We start from the raw sequence: 18249 nt of genomic DNA, 5'->3' as shown, positions 1-18249 counted from the left end.
AATGATAAAAAAAATGAAAACAAATGTTATGTGGACAATTGTATTATTTATAATTGCTCACGGAATTAGTTGGTATTTAGATGGTTTGGATGCAACTAAAAATGCTTTTTTAGAATATTGGTGGATCTGGTTGATTTTACCTTTTGCTCTACGCTTGTATGCTTGGTGGCGGAATTTAAAAAGAAAAGCATTTAATTATGGCGCAGGTATAAAAGAAGATAAATCAAAGAAAGAATAGCAGTTTTAAAGTGATAAAAGCAATTCGATATATTAGATGTCACATTTTTTTTGTGCTACTTTGTTTTTTTAACAATCAATTGTATGCTCAAAAAGAAAATATAGCTTCAGATTTTGTAGAAATACAAAAAGATACTTTAGGAAAACAGTATCATTTTTATATTTCTAAATATGCTGTTTCTGTTAAAAACTATCAGGATTATCTTAATTTTTTAGGATTAGAGCTTTCGGAATCTCCAGATTATGGTTGGAGTGATAAAACTTTGCCAATGGTTTTAGTTTCCTATAATGATGCTTTGAGTTATATCTACTGGATGACTGATGTATTTCAGATTCAATTTAGATTGCCAACAGAAATCGAATGGACCTTAGCTGCAGACAGCAATCAAAAACAATTACATATATCTAAAGAAATTCCAATCTGTACAGATTGTGCTAGCCCAAATAAAAATGGAATTTACGGAATGAATGGCAATGTTTGGGAATGGACATCTACTTTAAAAGACAAAGAATTCAACATCTTAAAAGGTGGTAGTTATGCCGATGATTCTGATAAAAATTTGAAAGATAATACCTTTGCAATTAGTCCAAGTTTAAAGTTAATAGATGTTGGTTTTCGGTTGGTTATGGATGTAAATGAAATGAAGAAATTCGAGTTTGCCTTTAAGGTAGAAGAGATTCTGAAAAAACTATTTCCAGAATATACTAATATTAGAGTAGAGCCTTACGGACTTTATTTAAATGATGGAGAAATTCTTTGGAAGCAAAAAAAACCTATTGTAGCAATTGATTATAAGGAATTAAAATTAAAACTATGTTGTGTAAACTACGAAACAAAATCAAACAGTAATATACAACCAAAAATAGTTGAATTTTTTTTTGATAAAAAAGAGATCAAACTAGTAGAAGAGCTTCAGAAAATAATTCATACAAGAGACTTAACTATTTTTGAGTAAAAGATGAAAACAAAAATTAAGACAGTATTTATTTTAGTTGTTTTGTTGAGTATAGATGTTTTCTCTCAATTAAACATTCCTGCTCATTTTGCGTATGTAAAAGGAGGGAACTATAAAGAGTTTTCTAGAGATAGCTCACAGGTGTATGAGCAAAAAATAGAAGCTTTTTATATGTATCGTTTTGAAGTTAGTGGAATGGATTATTTAAGGTTTTTAAAAGCTGTAAATAAACAAATACCTAAAGATTTAGATTTAAAAAGACCTGTGATTAATGTTACTTATTCTGATGCTCAGGCCTATTGCAGTTGGTTACAATCAATTTATAAACTCCACTTTAGATTGCCTACAAAAGAAGAATGGGAGTTTGCTGCAAGAGGAGGAAACTTTGAGAACAATAATTATATTTACAACAATACTTTACCTAATAATTATGTAATTTATAAGGGCAATTCAGAAGAGGAAACAAATTGTACAAGCTGTATGAAACCTAATGAACTGGGACTTTATGGAATGGTTGGTAATGTTTGGGAATGGACAGAACAACGGTTAAAAGGCTTTGAGACATTTATTGTTGGAGGTAGTTTTATCGAAGATATACATCATGTGAAAGTAACCACTAAAAAAGCAATGAAAATGGATCGAAAGCAAAACGATCTAGGTTTTAGAATGGTTGTTGATGCTAAAGAATATGAGTTGTATTTAAGAAAGAATAATAAGTAATGAGATTTACACAACCTCCATACCCAACAGTTTTTTTTAGCGAAAAAATAATTGTTAAATGTAATGAATGTAGTGGTGTTGGAGTTGTTAGTACAAAGCTAGGTACATACACAATTCCTTTCCCTCATGATCACAAATCAACGTTTACGTGTACAAGTTGCGGAACCATAAAGAAGCATTCAAAAGATTGGCACGGATATTATCAAGGTTTTTTAACGATACCTTGCGGTTCTTGTGGGAGCAAAATTGTTTACACTACCAAACCAGAAAAAAAAATAACAGAGACTACTCAAATCCAATGTGAGACTTGTAAAAAAGTAAAAGATTATCAATTAGTATGGTATCGATATCGAAAAGACAAATCTATCGACCCTTATTTCGGATTAGATTTATGGCTTCAAATTAATTTTAAAAATCATTTTTTATGGGTGTATAATTTGGAGCATTTAAAATATTTAAAAGAATATGTTGCTTCTAAATTAAGAGAAGATAATGATAGGCATAAGTATTCTATGATTACAAATCTACCACAATGGATTAAATCTGCTAAAAACAGAGACGCTCTTATAAAAAAACTACATACGCTAGAAAAGGAAATTCAAAAAATAAATAGGCCTTAAAAAAAGGATTTAGTTTTATAATGCTTTCAAATTAGCGATTGTTGCTGTCGGATTATCACTTTTAAAAACAAAACTCCCTGCAACTAAAACATCAGCACCAGCTTCTACCAAAGCATTTGCGTTTTGATCTGTTACTCCGCCATCAATTTCTATCTGACAATTTGAGTTAGAAAATTCAATTAAGTGTTTTAGTTGACTTACTTTTTTATACGTATTTTCTATGAATGATTGTCCGCCAAACCCAGGATTTACACTCATAATACACACCAAATCTAAATCAGCAATAACATCTTCTAAAACGGCAATTGGCGTGTGCGGATTCAATGCAACTCCGGCTTTCATTCCTGCTGCTTTAATAGCCTGAATTGTTCTATGTAAATGTGTACAAGCTTCAAAATGTACTGTTAAAACATTGGCTCCTAAGTCTGCAAAAGTTTGTATATATCTATCAGGATCTACAATCATTAAATGTACATCAATTGTTTTTGTAGCATGTTTAGAAATTGCTTTTAAAACAGGCATTCCAAAAGAAATATTTGGTACAAAAACACCGTCCATAATATCAATATGAAACCAATCGGCTTCACTATTATTTACCATTTCGATGTCGCGTTGTAAGTTGGCAAAATCTGCCGCTAAGATTGAAGGTGCAATTAACTTATTCATTTGTTTGTTGTTGTGTTGTTATGTTGCAAAGGTAATTAATTTGTCATTGTAAGGAACGAAGCAATGTCTTAAAAATGCAACATTAATTTATTAAAAAAGGCGACCACATAGAAAAATTGACTTTATTTGATAAAGAAGAAAAGCTAATAGATAGGTTTAGCCCTGATTGAAGTGGCATCCTTTTTTTCTGTTAGTTCGAGTGAATTTTGAAGAATGAAAAATCAGTACCTGCCTGGCGGCAGACAGGTTGAGAACAGAAGTGAAAAAGATACAACGAAAAGCAGGAAATAGCTTCAAAAAAAAAACTCCCAAAATAATTTCGAGAGTTTTACAGTTTTATGTATAAATAACGACTACCCTAAGTAAGTCATTAAAATTTTACTTCTTGATGTATGTTTTAATCTGCGAATTGCTTTTTCTTTAATTTGACGAACACGCTCACGAGTTAAGTCGAACGTTTCACCAATTTCTTCTAAAGTCATTGGTTGGTGTTCTCCTAAACCAAAGTACAATTTTACAACATCTGCTTCTCTTGGAGTTAATGTTTCTAAAGCTCTAGAAATTTCTACTCGCAAAGATTCATGTAATAATGCTCTGTCTGGATTTGGAGATTCTCCTGAGTTTAATACATCATATAAGTTAGAATCTTCTCCTTCAATTAATGGTGCATCCATTGATACGTGACGACCAGAATTCTTCATGGATTCTTTTACGTCATTTACAGTCATGTCTAATTTCTTAGCAATTTCTTCTGCACTTGGCGGACGTTCGTTTTCTTGTTCTAAGAAAGCGTACATTTTATTAATCTTGTTAATAGAACCAATTTTATTTAAAGGCAAACGCACAATTCTAGATTGTTCTGCCAATGCTTGTAAAATAGATTGACGAATCCACCAAACAGCATATGATATAAATTTAAATCCACGCGTTTCATCAAAACGTTTAGCAGCTTTGATTAATCCTAAATTACCTTCATTTATTAAATCTGGTAAGGTTAAACCTTGATTTTGATATTGTTTTGCAACCGAAACAACGAAACGTAAATTTGCTTTTGTTAACTTTTCTAAAGCGATTTGATCTCCAGCTTTAATTCGTTGTGCTAATTCTACTTCTTCATCAGCAGTAATTAAATCAACTTTTCCTATTTCTTGTAAATATTTATCTAATGATGCAGTTTCTCTATTAGTAACCTGCTTGGTAATTTTAAGTTGTCTCATTCTATTTTACTGGTTTTATTAAAGAGCAACAACACTCTACATACCTTTATACGTTCAATTATCAATTTATGTTACAAAAAAGTAGTTTTATTTTATAAATGATCTTTAGGTATTCAAGTTCTATTTAAAAAGAATGAAGTAAATGTTTAAAACATACACGTACTAATATTGTGTGAAAATTAAATATTTTTTTGTAACTTGCACACTGATAGGTATTGGGGGATTTCTATCAAAAAAAACAAAAAGCCATTTACTTATGTAAGTGGCTTTTTACTTTCTTGACACTTTAGTTAAAACAATCCGTTTATTTGAGCATCAATTCTATCAATAATATATCCTAAATCTTCTTGGTTGTCAACAAAATCTAAATTATCTACATCAATAATTAATAATTTTCCTTTTTTATAAGTAGAAACCCAAGCTTCATAACGCTCGTTTAACCTGCTTAAATAATCTATACTGATAGAGTTTTCGTAATCTCTTCCTCTTTTATGAATTTGTCCAACTAAGTTTGGAATGCTAGAGCGCAAGTAGATTAGTAAGTCTGGCGGAGTCACTAGTTTCTCCATCAATTCAAATAACGAACTGTAATTCTGAAAATCTCTATTAGTCATTAATCCCATTGCATGAAGATTTGGTGCAAAAATATGTGCATCTTCATAAATAGTTCTGTCTTGTATGATTTTTTTACCTGTTTCTCTTAATTCTAAGATTTGTCTAAACCTACTATTTAAAAAGAACACTTGTAAGTTAAAAGACCAACGTTCCATTTCTGCGTAAAAATCATCTAAGTATGGATTTTCATCAACAGATTCAAAATGAGGCTTCCAGTTGTAATGTTTGGCTAATAATTTGGTTAAAGTGGTTTTACCTGCTCCAATATTTCCTGCAATGGCTACATGCATAATTTATTTTTTCTAAAAGATTTAAAAAGGGTCGATAAAGTTAATCAAATTTTAGAATTAGCAATGGATTTAGCAAATCAATTTATAGCTTTAGGCACTAGCATTAATAATTAAATCTTTTATATTTTATTATGTCTAAATCTACAAGTACAATTGCATCTTATCAAGACATAGATAACAACCCAAATACTGCGCCTGTAAGAGTTGAAGAAGAAAGAGATTCAAAATCATTTTCGCAAACTTATAAAGTAGGGATTAGTTCTAACTTTAGAACAGCGCCAAATTTTGATTTCGGATATAATGTGACTGTAAATGATTATAATCAAGGAGGAAATGCAAATAAGTTTTATACACACAGTCCATATTTAAATTTAGATATTTTGTTCTTAAAGAACTTTACATTTACTTCTAGATATACTTATAATAATTATAAAGACGAAACCAAAACAATTAATAATTATAGTTTTTTAGATTTAACTTATCAAAAGAAGGGTAGTAAATGGGAATATTCGTTGGAAACAACAAATGCTTTTAATACAACTTCTTATTAATAAAGATAATAATAATGCTGTTTTTAATAGTACACCTTCGTAGGTAATTCAACCTAGATTTACAGTGTTTAGCGTAAAATATAATTTATAATTAATTAGAATTTTAATCTTAAAAAAGCGAATAGAAATATTCGCTTTTTTTTAGTGTAGAAATTCATTAATAGATATATTTACAAAAAAAATCTAAAAGATGAATGAATTTGACGTTGCAATAATTGGAAGTGGACCAGCAGGAGCAAGTGCCGCATTAAAGCTGGCTGAAAATGGAATTTCAACGGTAATTATTGAAAAAGAAACGTTACCAAGATATAAAACATGTGGTGGAGCGTTTAGCTACAGAGGCAAAAGACTTACAGAATATGATGTGAGCTCTGCAGTTGAAAGAGAGTTTTATAAACTTGATATTTATTTTGACAAACTTGATCTACATTTTTCTACGAAGAGAGATGTGCCAATTGTGAGTATGGTAATGCGAGAAGATTTTGACAATTTAATTGTTGAGAAAGCCAAAAAATCTGGTGCAGTCGTGTTGGAAAATCACAAGTTATTAAACATGACTTTTGCTGAAAATATAACACTACATACTTCACAAGGAGATGTTAACGCAAAATATGTTATTGGAGCAGATGGTGCATTGAGTCCAACAGCTAAATTAACTGGTTGGAAAGAAACAAGATATTTAATTCCTGCATTAGAATATGAAGTAGAAGTTGAACCCGATGAGTTTAAAAGATTATCAAAAGAAGTAAGGTTAGATTTTGATGCTGTTCCTTTAGGTTATGGTTGGGTTTTTCCAAAGAAAAACCATTTATCAATTGGTGTAGCTTCGGCAAGGAGAACAAAAATTAACCTAAAAAAGTGCTATAGTGAGTATTTAGAATTACTGAATGTAAAGAGTGTAATTAAAGAAGAATTTCATGGGTTTCAAATCCCTTTAACTTCAAGAAAAGATGGCTTTGCAAGAAAGAATGTTTTCTTAGTTGGTGATGCAGCTGGTTTTGCAGATCCTTTTAGTGCCGAAGGAATCACAAATGCAATGTTATCTGGAATAATGGCAGCTGAATCTATAATTGAGAGCGATATCAATGGAGGAAATGCTGAAGAATTATACACAAAAAAATTAGAAGAAAAATTACTTCCAGAAATAAAAATTGCTGAATTTTTGTCTAAATTCTTTTACGAAAGCAAGGCGTTAAGACATTTCTTAGTAAAGAAATATGGCGAGCGAGTTTGTGAGGCTATGACAGATATATTGATTGGAGATAGAGAATACCCAACAGACATTAAAAAAAGAATTAAAGAGAAAATTAAAACACCATTCTTTTAATGATGCAAATTGATAAAGTGAAATTATTGTTATCCGCTTCTTTTAAACGAATAGGATATTTATTTCTATATATCTTTTTTGGTTTGATGTTAGACAGTCAATATTTTGCTGATAATTATGCTTATGGTCAATTATGGGCGTTTTTTGCTTTGTTAATAGGATTTCTAATTATCTATTTTAGAGTTGGTAAAAGAGTAAAAGAGCAAATGATATTTGCTGTAATTATTGGGTTTGTTGGAGAGCATTTATTTTCTATTTGGCTAGGTATGTATACTTATAGATTAGAGAATATCCCTTTTTATATTCCTTTAGGCCATGCTGTAATTCTTGTAACTGCTATATATTTTTGTAAAGAATCAATAGTTAAATCTTACAGGAAATTATTAGAAAATATTTTCACCGGATTTATTGTTTTGTACGCTCTTAGTTTCTTGATTTTTGCAAATGATATTTTTGGATTTATCATGTCAATGTTAGTGATTTTTTTACTGAGAAATAAACCAAGAGAGCGCTTGTTTTATTTAACCATGTACTTACTGGTGGCATTTTTAGAAATTATAGGAACTGCATATGGTTGCTGGTATTGGCCAGAAACTGCTTGGGATACAATTTCTTTTTTGAAAAGTGCAAATCCGCCAAGTGGAATTAGCTTGTTCTATTTTTTATTAGATTTAGGAAGTTTATGGTTGTATAAAAAACATCATAAAATTGCTTGGGCGAGAATGAAGAATATTAGAAAATTGATGGAGAATTAGAGGGTTTCGCTAACGTTGCATATAAGAATAGTAGCTGACTATGAAAAACAACCTTTCCGTTTAAGACTGACTGTAAATATAAAAAAGCGACTTTGATTAAACACCAAAGCCGCTACTATTTTTATACATTGTTAGCTTTTGTTATTTTTTTATACTAACATTTTCCATTCTTTAAATACTAAGGGTGATAAATCCTTCTTTCTTTAATTGAAAACTATACAAAATTCCATTGTCGACAACAGTTATATTTTCAGGTAATTGATCTGGATTAATATTAAACTTTTTAAGAGAAAGACCACAAGCAAAAATGTTTACATTTTGTGCTTTTGCTTTTTTTAATATTTTATCTAAATCAGAGTTATTTGTAAGTTCAGTTACCGTTTTACCGCAAATTACTACATAAAACTCACCATACTTTTTACCATCCTCTTTAGCCAATTCGTTAGCCGTTAACAAAATTGGTTTTAGTTGCTGTATGTTTTTTGATAATACTAAATAGTTATTTTTTTTTTGATTAATATTTTGTGCGTTTACTTGTGTTGCTCCGTAAGTTAAGAAACATACTGTTGTTAAAAATATAAATAGATTTTTCATTTTTTTTGAATTTTTAAATTTGAATTAATACTAAAAAAAAGAAGCCCACCAAGAATGGCTACATTCTTAAACAGCGGACCTAAAGTTTTAATTTGACCAACTTGTACGGTTAGCGTAATAGGGATTAAAACAGCTATTAATACTATTGCAGCGATTTGAGTTTTGAAGCCGATAAGTAATAAAATACCTGAGGTCAACATTATAATACCTGATAGAATCACAGCTGTTTCAGGTGTTCCTAGAATATTTCCAATAAAACCCATTGATGAATTTTCTATTCTGCTCACGGTTTTTTCGGTATTAAAAAAATGACTGGTGCTTGCTATTATAAAGATTAGGCTAAGCATAATGCGAAGGATAACTACAGATTTGTAGCTAACTTCAAGTGTTTTTTCTTGAGATTTCATTTTTGTTATTTGTAATTGATTAATAGCAGTTATAATAACTACTTTAAGTTTTCTTGGTCAGAATATCAATTACGAATAAACCTTGAGGTTCTGATATAAAATATAGAGAGGAACATCAGAAACCTGTTGGTTTCTTGATGTATTAAGATTAAAAGAATTCTTAAATAGATAGGAAGCAAAATTAAAAGGAGAAGCTCCCGAAATTAGAAAGTCAGGTTGCTGAAAAGTTGGTTTTGTGATAGTCTGAATAGTTTCAGAAAACTCAAAAGTCTGGCAATTTGATTCTGAAATTGTAGATTGATTCTTGTTTAATACTTCGATTTGAGGAATTCCTAATTCAGCTTGAATAAAATTCCTAACCTTACAAGGTGAAATCACTAGCAACAACACAAGCCCAAAAATGGACAAGATTGAATTCATTTTATTTATTTTACAATTTTCTTTCACTTTGCAAATATAGATACAATTTTTTCGGAATATGTTATTTTTTTCTTAATGAAAGTTATCTAAAAATACATTTAGAAGCAAGCTAAATTGTTATTTCATAAAAAACCTCAAACAAATTTGTTTGAGGTTTTTATTATATAATTTAAATAAAGAGTTTTAGAAACCAAAAGCTTCTTTTACTTTATCTACATAATCTAATTTTTCCCAAGTAAATGTTTCTACTTCTTGCGAAACAGTTTCTCCCATTGGGTTAGAAAAAGTTACTGTTTTTACTTCTGGAGTTCTTCCCATGTGTCCGTAAGCAGCAGTTTCAGAATAAATTGGAGATCTTAATTTTAAACGTTGCTCAATAAAATATGGACGCATATCAAAAATGCTTTCCACAATTTTACTAATTTCTCCGTCTGTTAAATTTAAGGTTGATGTTCCGTAGGTTTCAACATTAATACTTGTTGGTTTTGCAACTCCAATTGCATACGAAACTTGTACTAACACTTCTTTACAAACTCCAGCAGCAACTAAATTTTTTGCAATATGTCTTGTTGCATATGCTCCAGATCTATCTACTTTAGAAGGGTCTTTTCCAGAAAAAGCTCCACCACCGTGAGCGCCTTTTCCACCGTATGTGTCCACAATAATTTTACGTCCTGTTAATCCAGTATCACCATGTGGTCCACCAATAACAAATGTTCCAGTTGGGTTGATGTGATAGGTAATTTGATCTGTAAATAGTGCTTGAATATCTGCAGGTAATTTTGCAATGACTCTCGGAATTAAAATGGTTACAATGTCAGATTTAATTTTTGCTAACATCACCTCATCATTTTCATCAAAATCATCGTGCTGTGTAGAAATTACAATGGCATCAATTCTTTGCGGAATATTATCATCAGAATATTCAATAGTTACTTGAGATTTTGCATCTGGTCGTAAATACGTAATGTCTTTATTTTCTCGCCTTAATTCGGCCAATTCAATCAATAATCGATGCGATAATTCTAATGCCAAGGGCATGTAATTTTCGGTTTCATCTGTTGCGTAACCAAACATCATCCCTTGATCTCCTGCACCTTGTTCTTCTTTGTTTGCTCTATCAACTCCTTGATTAATATCTGGTGATTGTTCGTGAATTGCAGAGAAAACTCCACAAGAATTTCCATCAAACATGTAGGCACTTTTTGTGTATCCAATTTTGTTAATTACATCTCTTGCGATTTGTTGAACGTCTAAATAGGTGTTTGATTTTACTTCTCCGGCTAACACAACTTGCCCTGTAGTAACCAAAGTTTCACAAGCAACTTTTGATGAAGGGTCAAAAGCTAAAAAATTATCAATTAACGCATCAGATATCTGATCGGCTACTTTGTCTGGGTGACCTTCTGAAACGGATTCAGAAGTAAATAAATAGGACATAATTATATCTTTTATTATAAATTAAACTTAGAAAAAAGAAAGGATTGCTTTGATGCGAAAGTAGTAGAAATTACTGCTTTAGCTTTTTTTATAGAGGTTGCAATCAGTTCAAATTTTTCCTCGAAATATCGATTGCAAAGGTACAGCTTAAATCGATACTAAAAAAGAAAAGCATTAAAATGTCATTTTATAAATTAAATAAAAAAAAGTAAAAATAAATTAGGATATTAATTTTTTCTTACTGAATATTTGTGCTCAGAAAGTTCATCACTTATTGACAATGTTATCAAGAAAGGCGGAGGGATTAGACCCGATGAAGCCTTAGCAACCCTTTACACTTAGTAATGAAGGTGCTAAATTCTACTTAATTTCAGATTCATTTATCAGAAATTGGATAGATAACTCAAAAAACAAGTACTGACGAGTACTTGTAATAATTCTTTATAACATTTTTCTAGTAAGTACATCAATTTATTGATGCATTTGACTTTTGATTTAATCATTTATTAACTCAAAAAACAAGAAAAATGAGTACACAAAAATTCGCAACCAATGCGTTGCACGCTGGACACGATGTTCAGCAACATGGAGGAGCAAGGGCTGTTCCTATTTATCAAACAACCTCGTATGTTTTTAACAATTCAGAACATGCAGCCAATCTTTTTTCATTAAAAGAATTAGGGTTTATTTACACGCGATTAAACAATCCTACAAATCAAATTTTGCAAGATCGTTTAGCGGCATTAGAAGGTGGAGTTGGAGCCGTAGTTTTTGCTTCAGGAACAGCAGCAGTTGCAACAGGACTGCTTACACTTTTAAAAGCGGGAGATCATATTGTAGCTTCAAGCAGTTTGTACGGTGGAACCTTTAATTTATTAAATGTAACGCTACCAAGATTAGGAATTACAACCACTTTTGTTGATGCAGATAATCCAGCTAATTTTAGAGACGCAACACAAGAAAATACAAGAGCATTTTTTGTAGAATCTTTAGGAAATCCGAAGTTAGATGTGTTGGATTTAAAAGCAATTTCTGTTCATGCAAATGCGGCAGAAGTTCCTTTTATTGTAGATAATACAGTAGCAACTTCAGTATTGGTAAAACCTATAGAACATGGGGCAGATATTGTAATTCATTCGCTAACAAAATATATTGGCGGACAAGGAACTTCGTTAGGAGGCGCAATTATTGATGCGGGAACTTTTAATTGGGCAAATGGTAAGTTTCCCGAATTTACAGAGCCTTCAGCAGGATATCACGGTTTAAAATATTACGAAACTTTAGGCGCAGCATCTTATACTTTTAAATTAATTTTAGAAGGATTACGTGATTTTGGTGGCGCATTAAGTCCAACAAATGCTTTCAATATTATTCAAGGATTAGAAACTTTACCAATTAGAATTCAGCAACATTCTCAAAATGCATTAGCAATAGCAGAATGGTTAGAAGAACAAGCCGAGGTTGCTTGGGTAAATTACCCTGGATTAGAAAGTAGCAAATATAAAACCTTAGCGGATAAATATTTGCCAAACGGACAAAGTGGTTTGGTTACTTTTGGAGTAAAAGGCGGGTTTGAATCCGCAAAAATAATTGCAGATACCACGAAACTATTCTCATTACTAGCAAATATTGGCGATACAAAGTCTTTGATTATCCATCCTGCGAGTACTACACATCAGCAATTGTCTGCAGAAGAACAAAAAAACGCTGGAGTTTCTCAAGATTTAATTCGATTGTCTGTTGGTTTGGAAGATGTAGAGGATTTAAAATCAGATTTACAAGAAGCATTTACAAATATTCAAGAAGCAGTTTTAGTTTAGAATTGATTTTAGGTTTTAATTTTTAAAATGAAAAACACATTACCTTTTATTACTATTCTTAGTTATGCTACAGAAAGCGGAACTCAATTCAAAAACATTCAATTAAGTTATCAATTGTTTGGAAAAAAATTGGGTACCGCTCCCGTGGTATTGGTAAATCACGCACTAACAGGTAATAGTAATGTTGCAGGAAAAGACGGTTGGTGGAAAGATTTAATTGGAGAAAATAAAACGATTGACACGAATAATTATACGGTGTTGGCTTTTAATATTCCTGGAAATGGTTTTGATGGTTTTGTGATTGATGATTATAAAAGTTTTATTGCAAGAGACATTGCGAAACTATTTTTAATTGGATTAAAAGAGTTACAAATTGAGCAACTTTTTGGGTTGATTGGAGGTTCTTTAGGTGGTGGAATTGCTTGGGAAATGGTGGTGATAAGTCCTAAAATAACTACACATTTTATTCCGGTTGCGGCTGATTGGAAATCGACCGATTGGTTGATTGCAAATTGTAAGATTCAAGAACAATTTTTAATAAATTCTAGCAATCCAGTTCACGATGCACGAATGCACGCCATGGTGTGTTACAGAACTCCAGCTTCTTTTAAAGAACGTTTTCAGCGATCAAAAAACGATGAATTAAAAATATTTAATGTAGAAAGTTGGTTGTTACATCATGGAAAAAAACTGCAAGAACGTTATCAATTATCATCGTATAAATTAATGAATCAGTTATTAAAGACGATTGATGTAACCAATAATGGAGAAAATTCGATTGAAATTTTAGACCGTATTGAAGCGGCGATTTACATTATTAGCGTGAATTCAGATTTGTTTTTTACTGCGGATGAAAATAAAGATACGCATCAAAAATTAGCAATTACAAAAACAAATATTACGTACAACGAAATACATTCTGTACACGGACACGATGCTTTTTTAATAGAATACAAACAATTAAAAAAAATTATTGAACCGATATTTAATTAAGGTTTGAACAACATAACATGAAAATATTAAAATTTGGAGGCAAATCTTTGGCAAACGGAGAAGGATTACAAAATGCCATTAATATCATTGCAAGTAAAATTGAGGCTGGAGAACATATCGCCATTGTGGCTTCTGCAAGAGGAAATTCTACGGACGAATTAGAAGAAATTCTAGAGAAAGCAGCAAGTAATACCTCTTATAGTGAGCAGTTAGCAGCGTTTAAAAAGTATCAATTAGAAACCAATGCACAAGTAGATTTTTCAAAAGAATTTTTAAAGTTAGATACTATTTTTGAAGGTGTACAATTGTTAGAAGACTATAGTCAGAAAATTAAAGATGAAGTTTTGGCGCAAGGTGAATTGTTGTCTGTTAAACTGATTGAAAGTTTATTAAAAGAACGAAATATCAACGCTTATGCAGTTGATGCAAGACAATTGATAATTACCAATGAAAATTTTGGAAATGCACAACCTTTCAACAAAATTTCGAAAGAAAAAGTACAGCATTATTTTAAAAAGCATCAAGATACAATACAAGTTGTCACGGGTTTCATTGGAGCTAATCTCAAAAACCAAACAACAACATTAGGTAGAAACGGAAGTAATTATACGGCGGCGTTATTGGCGAATTATTTAGATGCAGAAGAGTTGCAGAATTATACGCATGTAAACGGAATTTTTACTGCAAATCCAGATTTGGTGACTGACGCAAAAAAAATTGAACAATTATCGTTTTCTGAGGCCAATGAAATGGCAACTTTCGGAGCAACTATTTTACATGCAAAGACGATCATTCCGTTGTTAGAGAAAAACATCAATTTGCGAATTTTAAATACCTTTAATAAAGATGATAAAGGAACTTTAATTACATCAAAAGCTATTGAAAAAGGCATCAAATCTATTTCTGTTCTAAAGAATGTAGCACTCATTAATTTTGAAGGAAGAGGTTTGTTAGGGAAAGTGGGAGTTGATGCAAGAATATTTAAAACTTTGAGTGATAGAGATATTAGTGTGAGTATCATTTCTCAGGGGTCATCAGAACGAGGAATCGGTTTAGTTATCAACAAGGACAAGGCAACCGAAGCTGTTTTAGCATTAGAAAAAGAATTCGAAAATGATTTTTATTCACAAGATGTGCATCAGATTTCTATTCTGGATAACGTAGCTGTAATTTCAATTATCGGGCAAGATTTAAGTGAGTTTCATCATCCGTATAACGCGTTGATAAAAAATCAAATTGTACCACTTTTATTTAACAATACCATCACTGGGAAAAATGTGAGTTTGGTGGTGAAAAAAGAACAATTACACAAAGCTGTAAATGTAATTCACGGACAAGTTTTTGGTATTGCTAAAAAAATAAATATTGCCGTTTTTGGAAAAGGTTTGGTTGGCGGAACCTTAATTAATCAGATAATAGAAAACACAAAATCGGTTTTAGAACGTCGCAAAATTCAACTAAATATTTTTGCGATTGCAAACTCAACAAAAATACTGTTCAATGAAATAGGGGTTTCTAAAAATTGGGAAAACGAGCTTTTAGAAAAAGGAACAGAAAATAGTTCTATTGAAGCGGTTATCAATTTTGCAAAACAACATCACTTAGAAAATTTAATAGCAGTTGATAATACAGCAAATTCCGATTTTGTTTCGAATTATATCCCGTTGGTGGAAGCAGGGTTTGATTTGGTTTCATCCAATAAAATAGCCAATACCATTTCTTTTTCTTTTTATAAGGAATTGAGAGAGAAGTTAAAGAAAAACAAAAAAGAATATTTGTACGAAACCAATGTTGGTGCAGGATTACCTTTGATTGATACCATTAAACTACTGCACGAATCTGGAGAAAATATCACCAGAATTAGAGGTGTTTTTTCGGGCTCATTGAGTTATTTGTTCAATCAATTTTCTTCGGATGATGTTCTGTTTTCTACCGCTTTACAAGAAGCGATTGATTTAGGATTTACAGAGCCAGATCCTCGTGAAGATTTATGCGGAAATGATGTGGCTAGAAAATTATTGATTTTAGCGCGAGAACTAGATTTGGAAAACGAGTTTGAAGATATTGCAATAGAAAATTTAATTCCGACCGAGTTTAGAGAAGTTTGTTCTAATGCATTTTTATCAAATTTAAGTCAATTAAATAGCGTGTTTCAAGAAAAGAAATTAGCGCAAAAAGAAAATCATGTATTGAGATATATTGGTGATTTATCGGGTGATTTATTTCAAAATAAAGGGCAATTGGAGGTGAAATTAGTATCGGTTTCTAAAAATTCGCCCTTAGGATCCTTAAAAGGATCGGATGCAATTTTTGAAATTTATACAGAATCATACGGAGAACAACCAATTGTGATTCAGGGAGCTGGAGCCGGAGCAAAAGTCACAGCTCGTGGCGTTTTTGGAGATATTTTACGATTGGCAAAGAATAATAACTAAATAATTAATAATGAAATACCATTTCGAAACTGAAGCTATCAGAAATCAAACAGAAAAATCACAATTTTCTGAACATTCTGTACCGTTATATCTTACTTCAAGTTTTGTGTTTGATGACGCAGAAGATATGCGAGCTTCGTTTGCAGAAGAGAAAGAAAAGAATTTGTATAGCCGATTTTCAAATCCGAATACGACGGAATTTATCAATAAAATTGTTGCAATGGAAAAAGCAGAAGCAGGGTATGCTTTTGCAACAGGAATGGCAGCAATTTTTTCAACTTTCGGAGCGCTGTTAAATGCTGGTGATCATGTGGTTTCTTGCCGTTCTGTTTTTGGTTCTACACACACGTTGTTTACAAAATATTTACCGAAATGGAATATTGAAACCAGTTATTTTAAAGTCAATGAAGTTGATGCAATTGAAAGTTTAATTCAGCCAAACACAAAAATTTTATATGCAGAAACGCCAACAAATCCGGCAGTAGATATTTTAGATTTAGAAATACTTGGAAAAATCGCAAAAAAGCACAATTTATTATTGGTGATAGACAATTGTTTTGCAACGCCGTATTTGCAAAAGCCAATTGATTTTGGAGCAGATATTGTCATTCATTCTGCTACAAAATTGATAGACGGACAAGGAAGGGTTTTGGGCGGAGTAGCCGTAGGAAAAACAAATTTGATTCGAGAAATTTATTTATTTTCTAGAAATACAGGTCCGGCCATGTCGCCTTTTAATGCGTGGGTGTTATCAAAAAGTTTAGAAACCTTAGCGGTAAGAGTAGAAAAACATTGCGAAAATGCGTTGAAAGTTGCCGAGTTTTTAGAAAGTCACTCAAAAGTAAATTTGGTGAAATATCCTTTTTTAAAATCGCATCCACAGTTTGAAATTGCAAAAAAACAAATGCTTTTAGGTGGAAATATTATTGCTTTTGAAGTACAAGGAGGAATTGAGACTGGGAGGAATTTCTTAAATGCAATTCAGCTTTGCTCATTGTCAGCAAATCTAGGTGATACAAGAACAATAGTTACACATCCAGCAAGTACAACTCACAGCAAATTGTCTTTAGAGGATAGGTTAGAAACCGGAATTACAGACGGATTAGTTCGAATTTCTGTCGGATTAGAACATGTAACCGATATTATAAACGATTTAAAACAAGCGTTAGAAAATGCCTAATATTTATAAAGAAATACAAAAAAGAATCCTTGTGTTAGATGGCGCAATGGGAACAATGTTGCAAGCCTATAAATTCACAGAAGAAGATTTTAGAGGAGAACGATTTAAAGAGTATCCGACTCCTCTACAAGGAAATAACGATTTGCTTTCTATAACGCAACCAGAAGCTATAAAAACTATTCATGCAAAATACTTTGAAGCAGGAGCAGACATTATAGAAACCAATACATTTTCTGGAACTACCATTGCGATGGCGGATTATCAACTAGAAGATTTGGTGTACGAATTGAACTATCAATCAGCAAAAATAGCGAAAGAAGTTGCAGAAGAGTTTACAGAAAGAGAACCAAATAAACCTCGTTTTGTAGCTGGTTCAATTGGCCCAACAAACAGAACGGCAAGTATGTCTCCAGATGTAAATGACCCAGGTTTTAGGGCTGTAACTTTTGATGAGTTAAGAATTGCATACAAACAACAAGTTGAGGCTTTGATTGATGGCGGAGTCGATATTTTATTGGTAGAAACCGTGTTTGACACCTTAAATGCAAAGGCAGCTTTGTTTGCAATTGAACAAGTCAAAGAAGAAAAAAAGATTGATATTCCAACCATGCTAAGTGGAACAATTACTGACGCATCTGGAAGAACTTTATCAGGACAAACTGCAGAGGCTTTTTTAATTTCTGTTTCTCATATTCCGTTATTATCCATCGGATTTAATTGTGCTTTAGGAGCCAATTTATTACAACCACATTTAGAAGCAATTGCTCATAAAACTGATTTTGCAATTTCTGCGCATCCAAATGCAGGGTTGCCTAATGCATTTGGAGAATATGACGAAACTCCGGAGGAAATGGGAACACAAATTGAAGAATATTTAAAGAGAAACTTAATCAATATAATTGGCGGTTGTTGTGGTACCTCACCAGAGCACATTAAAGTTATAGCAGAAATAGCTGCTAAATACAAGCCGAGAAATATTATTAGTTTGAAAGAAATCGAGAATTAA

General features: G+C 31.7%; 19 protein-coding genes and 1 riboswitch. Of the genes, 12 read left to right on the top strand and 7 right to left on the bottom strand.

Features of this window, described 5'->3' with window-relative positions:
* Position 1 precedes the first annotated feature (1 nt).
* Genes ACEWL1_RS01115 through ACEWL1_RS01100 form a run of 4 tightly spaced genes read left to right on the top strand, consistent with a single transcriptional unit; the run spans position 2 to position 2533 of the window.
* Complete coding sequence (locus ACEWL1_RS01115; RefSeq protein WP_409231445.1) at positions 2-238, top strand: hypothetical protein; 237 nt, start codon at positions 2-4, stop codon at positions 236-238.
* 52 nt (positions 239-290) lie between these two features.
* Positions 291-1193 carry a formylglycine-generating enzyme family protein gene (locus tag ACEWL1_RS01110; protein ID WP_409231444.1) on the top strand — a complete coding sequence of 301 codons (903 nt, stop codon included), beginning with the start codon at positions 291-293 and terminating at the stop codon, positions 1191-1193.
* 3 nt (positions 1194-1196) lie between these two features.
* Entirely contained in the window at positions 1197-1913 is a 717-nt protein-coding gene (locus tag ACEWL1_RS01105; protein ID WP_409231443.1) for a formylglycine-generating enzyme family protein, read from the top strand.
* Positions 1913-2533 carry a hypothetical protein gene (locus tag ACEWL1_RS01100; RefSeq protein ID WP_409231442.1) on the top strand — a complete coding sequence of 207 codons (621 nt, stop codon included), beginning with the start codon at positions 1913-1915 and terminating at the stop codon, positions 2531-2533. Before ACEWL1_RS01105 ends, ACEWL1_RS01100 begins: the two co-directional genes overlap by 1 nt.
* A 15-nt stretch (positions 2534-2548) precedes the next feature.
* Here ACEWL1_RS01100 and rpe read toward each other — a convergent pair whose 3' ends face one another.
* From rpe to ACEWL1_RS01085, 3 genes are all read right to left on the bottom strand, one after another.
* The gene (gene rpe, locus ACEWL1_RS01095) at positions 2549-3199 is read right to left on the bottom strand and encodes a ribulose-phosphate 3-epimerase (protein ID WP_409231441.1); all 651 of its coding nucleotides are present in this window, start codon (positions 3197-3199) and stop codon (positions 2549-2551) included.
* 353 nt (positions 3200-3552) lie between these two features.
* Positions 3553-4416, bottom strand: coding sequence for a sigma-70 family RNA polymerase sigma factor (locus tag ACEWL1_RS01090; protein ID WP_301402685.1), 864 nt, complete (start codon positions 4414-4416; stop codon positions 3553-3555).
* A gap of 290 nt (positions 4417-4706) precedes the next feature.
* Positions 4707-5321, bottom strand: coding sequence for a deoxynucleoside kinase (locus tag ACEWL1_RS01085; protein ID WP_347173621.1), 615 nt, complete (start codon positions 5319-5321; stop codon positions 4707-4709).
* Between the two features lie 131 nt (positions 5322-5452).
* Between ACEWL1_RS01085 and ACEWL1_RS01080 the strand changes: the two genes are divergently transcribed.
* The 3 genes from ACEWL1_RS01080 to ACEWL1_RS01070 all read left to right on the top strand — a co-directional run bounded on the left by ACEWL1_RS01080 (position 5453) and on the right by ACEWL1_RS01070 (position 7954).
* A complete protein-coding gene (locus tag ACEWL1_RS01080; protein WP_409231440.1) occupies positions 5453-5872 on the top strand; it encodes a hypothetical protein in 420 nt (139 codons plus the stop codon).
* Between the two features lie 190 nt (positions 5873-6062).
* On the top strand, positions 6063-7199 hold the full coding sequence (locus ACEWL1_RS01075) for a geranylgeranyl reductase family protein (protein WP_409231439.1): 1137 nt from the start codon (positions 6063-6065) through the stop codon (positions 7197-7199).
* Positions 7199-7954, top strand: coding sequence for a hypothetical protein (locus ACEWL1_RS01070; protein WP_409231438.1), 756 nt, complete (start codon positions 7199-7201; stop codon positions 7952-7954). The genes ACEWL1_RS01075 and ACEWL1_RS01070 overlap by 1 nt, the downstream gene beginning before the upstream one ends.
* A 171-nt stretch (positions 7955-8125) precedes the next feature.
* Here the strand turns inward: ACEWL1_RS01070 and ACEWL1_RS01065 are convergent, their stop codons facing one another.
* From ACEWL1_RS01065 to metK, 4 genes are all read right to left on the bottom strand, one after another.
* Positions 8126-8548: a DsrE family protein gene (locus ACEWL1_RS01065; protein WP_409231437.1), complete on the bottom strand. Its 423-nt coding sequence runs from the start codon at positions 8546-8548 to the stop codon at positions 8126-8128.
* Complete coding sequence (locus ACEWL1_RS01060; protein ID WP_409231436.1) at positions 8545-8955, bottom strand: DoxX family protein; 411 nt, start codon at positions 8953-8955, stop codon at positions 8545-8547. The genes ACEWL1_RS01065 and ACEWL1_RS01060 overlap by 4 nt, the downstream gene beginning before the upstream one ends.
* A 69-nt stretch (positions 8956-9024) precedes the next feature.
* Entirely contained in the window at positions 9025-9375 is a 351-nt protein-coding gene (locus tag ACEWL1_RS01055; RefSeq protein ID WP_409231435.1) for a hypothetical protein, read from the bottom strand.
* Between the two features lie 183 nt (positions 9376-9558).
* Positions 9559-10815 carry a methionine adenosyltransferase gene (gene metK / locus ACEWL1_RS01050; protein WP_409231434.1) on the bottom strand — a complete coding sequence of 419 codons (1257 nt, stop codon included), beginning with the start codon at positions 10813-10815 and terminating at the stop codon, positions 9559-9561.
* A 280-nt stretch (positions 10816-11095) separates the two neighbouring features.
* Positions 11096-11220: riboswitch (SAM riboswitch) on the top strand.
* 122 nt (positions 11221-11342) lie between these two features.
* On the opposite strand from metK, the gene ACEWL1_RS01045 reads away from it, so the two are divergent.
* From ACEWL1_RS01045 to ACEWL1_RS01025, 5 genes are read left to right on the top strand one after another with little or no spacing between them, the layout of a single operon-like run.
* A complete protein-coding gene (locus ACEWL1_RS01045; protein ID WP_409231433.1) occupies positions 11343-12635 on the top strand; it encodes an O-acetylhomoserine aminocarboxypropyltransferase/cysteine synthase family protein in 1293 nt (430 codons plus the stop codon).
* A 27-nt stretch (positions 12636-12662) separates the two neighbouring features.
* Positions 12663-13628, top strand: coding sequence for an alpha/beta fold hydrolase (locus ACEWL1_RS01040; RefSeq protein WP_409231432.1), 966 nt, complete (start codon positions 12663-12665; stop codon positions 13626-13628).
* A 17-nt stretch (positions 13629-13645) separates the two neighbouring features.
* The gene (gene thrA / locus ACEWL1_RS01035; protein WP_409231431.1) at positions 13646-16063 is read left to right on the top strand and encodes a bifunctional aspartate kinase/homoserine dehydrogenase I; all 2418 of its coding nucleotides are present in this window, start codon (positions 13646-13648) and stop codon (positions 16061-16063) included.
* Positions 16064-16073: 10 nt separating this feature from the next.
* Entirely contained in the window at positions 16074-17243 is a 1170-nt protein-coding gene (locus ACEWL1_RS01030; protein WP_409231430.1) for a trans-sulfuration enzyme family protein, read from the top strand.
* The gene (locus ACEWL1_RS01025) at positions 17236-18249 is read left to right on the top strand and encodes a homocysteine S-methyltransferase family protein (protein WP_409231429.1); all 1014 of its coding nucleotides are present in this window, start codon (positions 17236-17238) and stop codon (positions 18247-18249) included. Before ACEWL1_RS01030 ends, ACEWL1_RS01025 begins: the two co-directional genes overlap by 8 nt.

This window comes from Polaribacter gochangensis, from assembly GCF_046224025.1.
Classification (GTDB): Bacteria; Bacteroidota; Bacteroidia; order Flavobacteriales; family Flavobacteriaceae; genus Polaribacter; species Polaribacter gochangensis.
The sequence above is the reverse complement of the archived record's forward strand: the minus strand, read 5'-3'. Positions and strand labels throughout refer to the sequence as shown.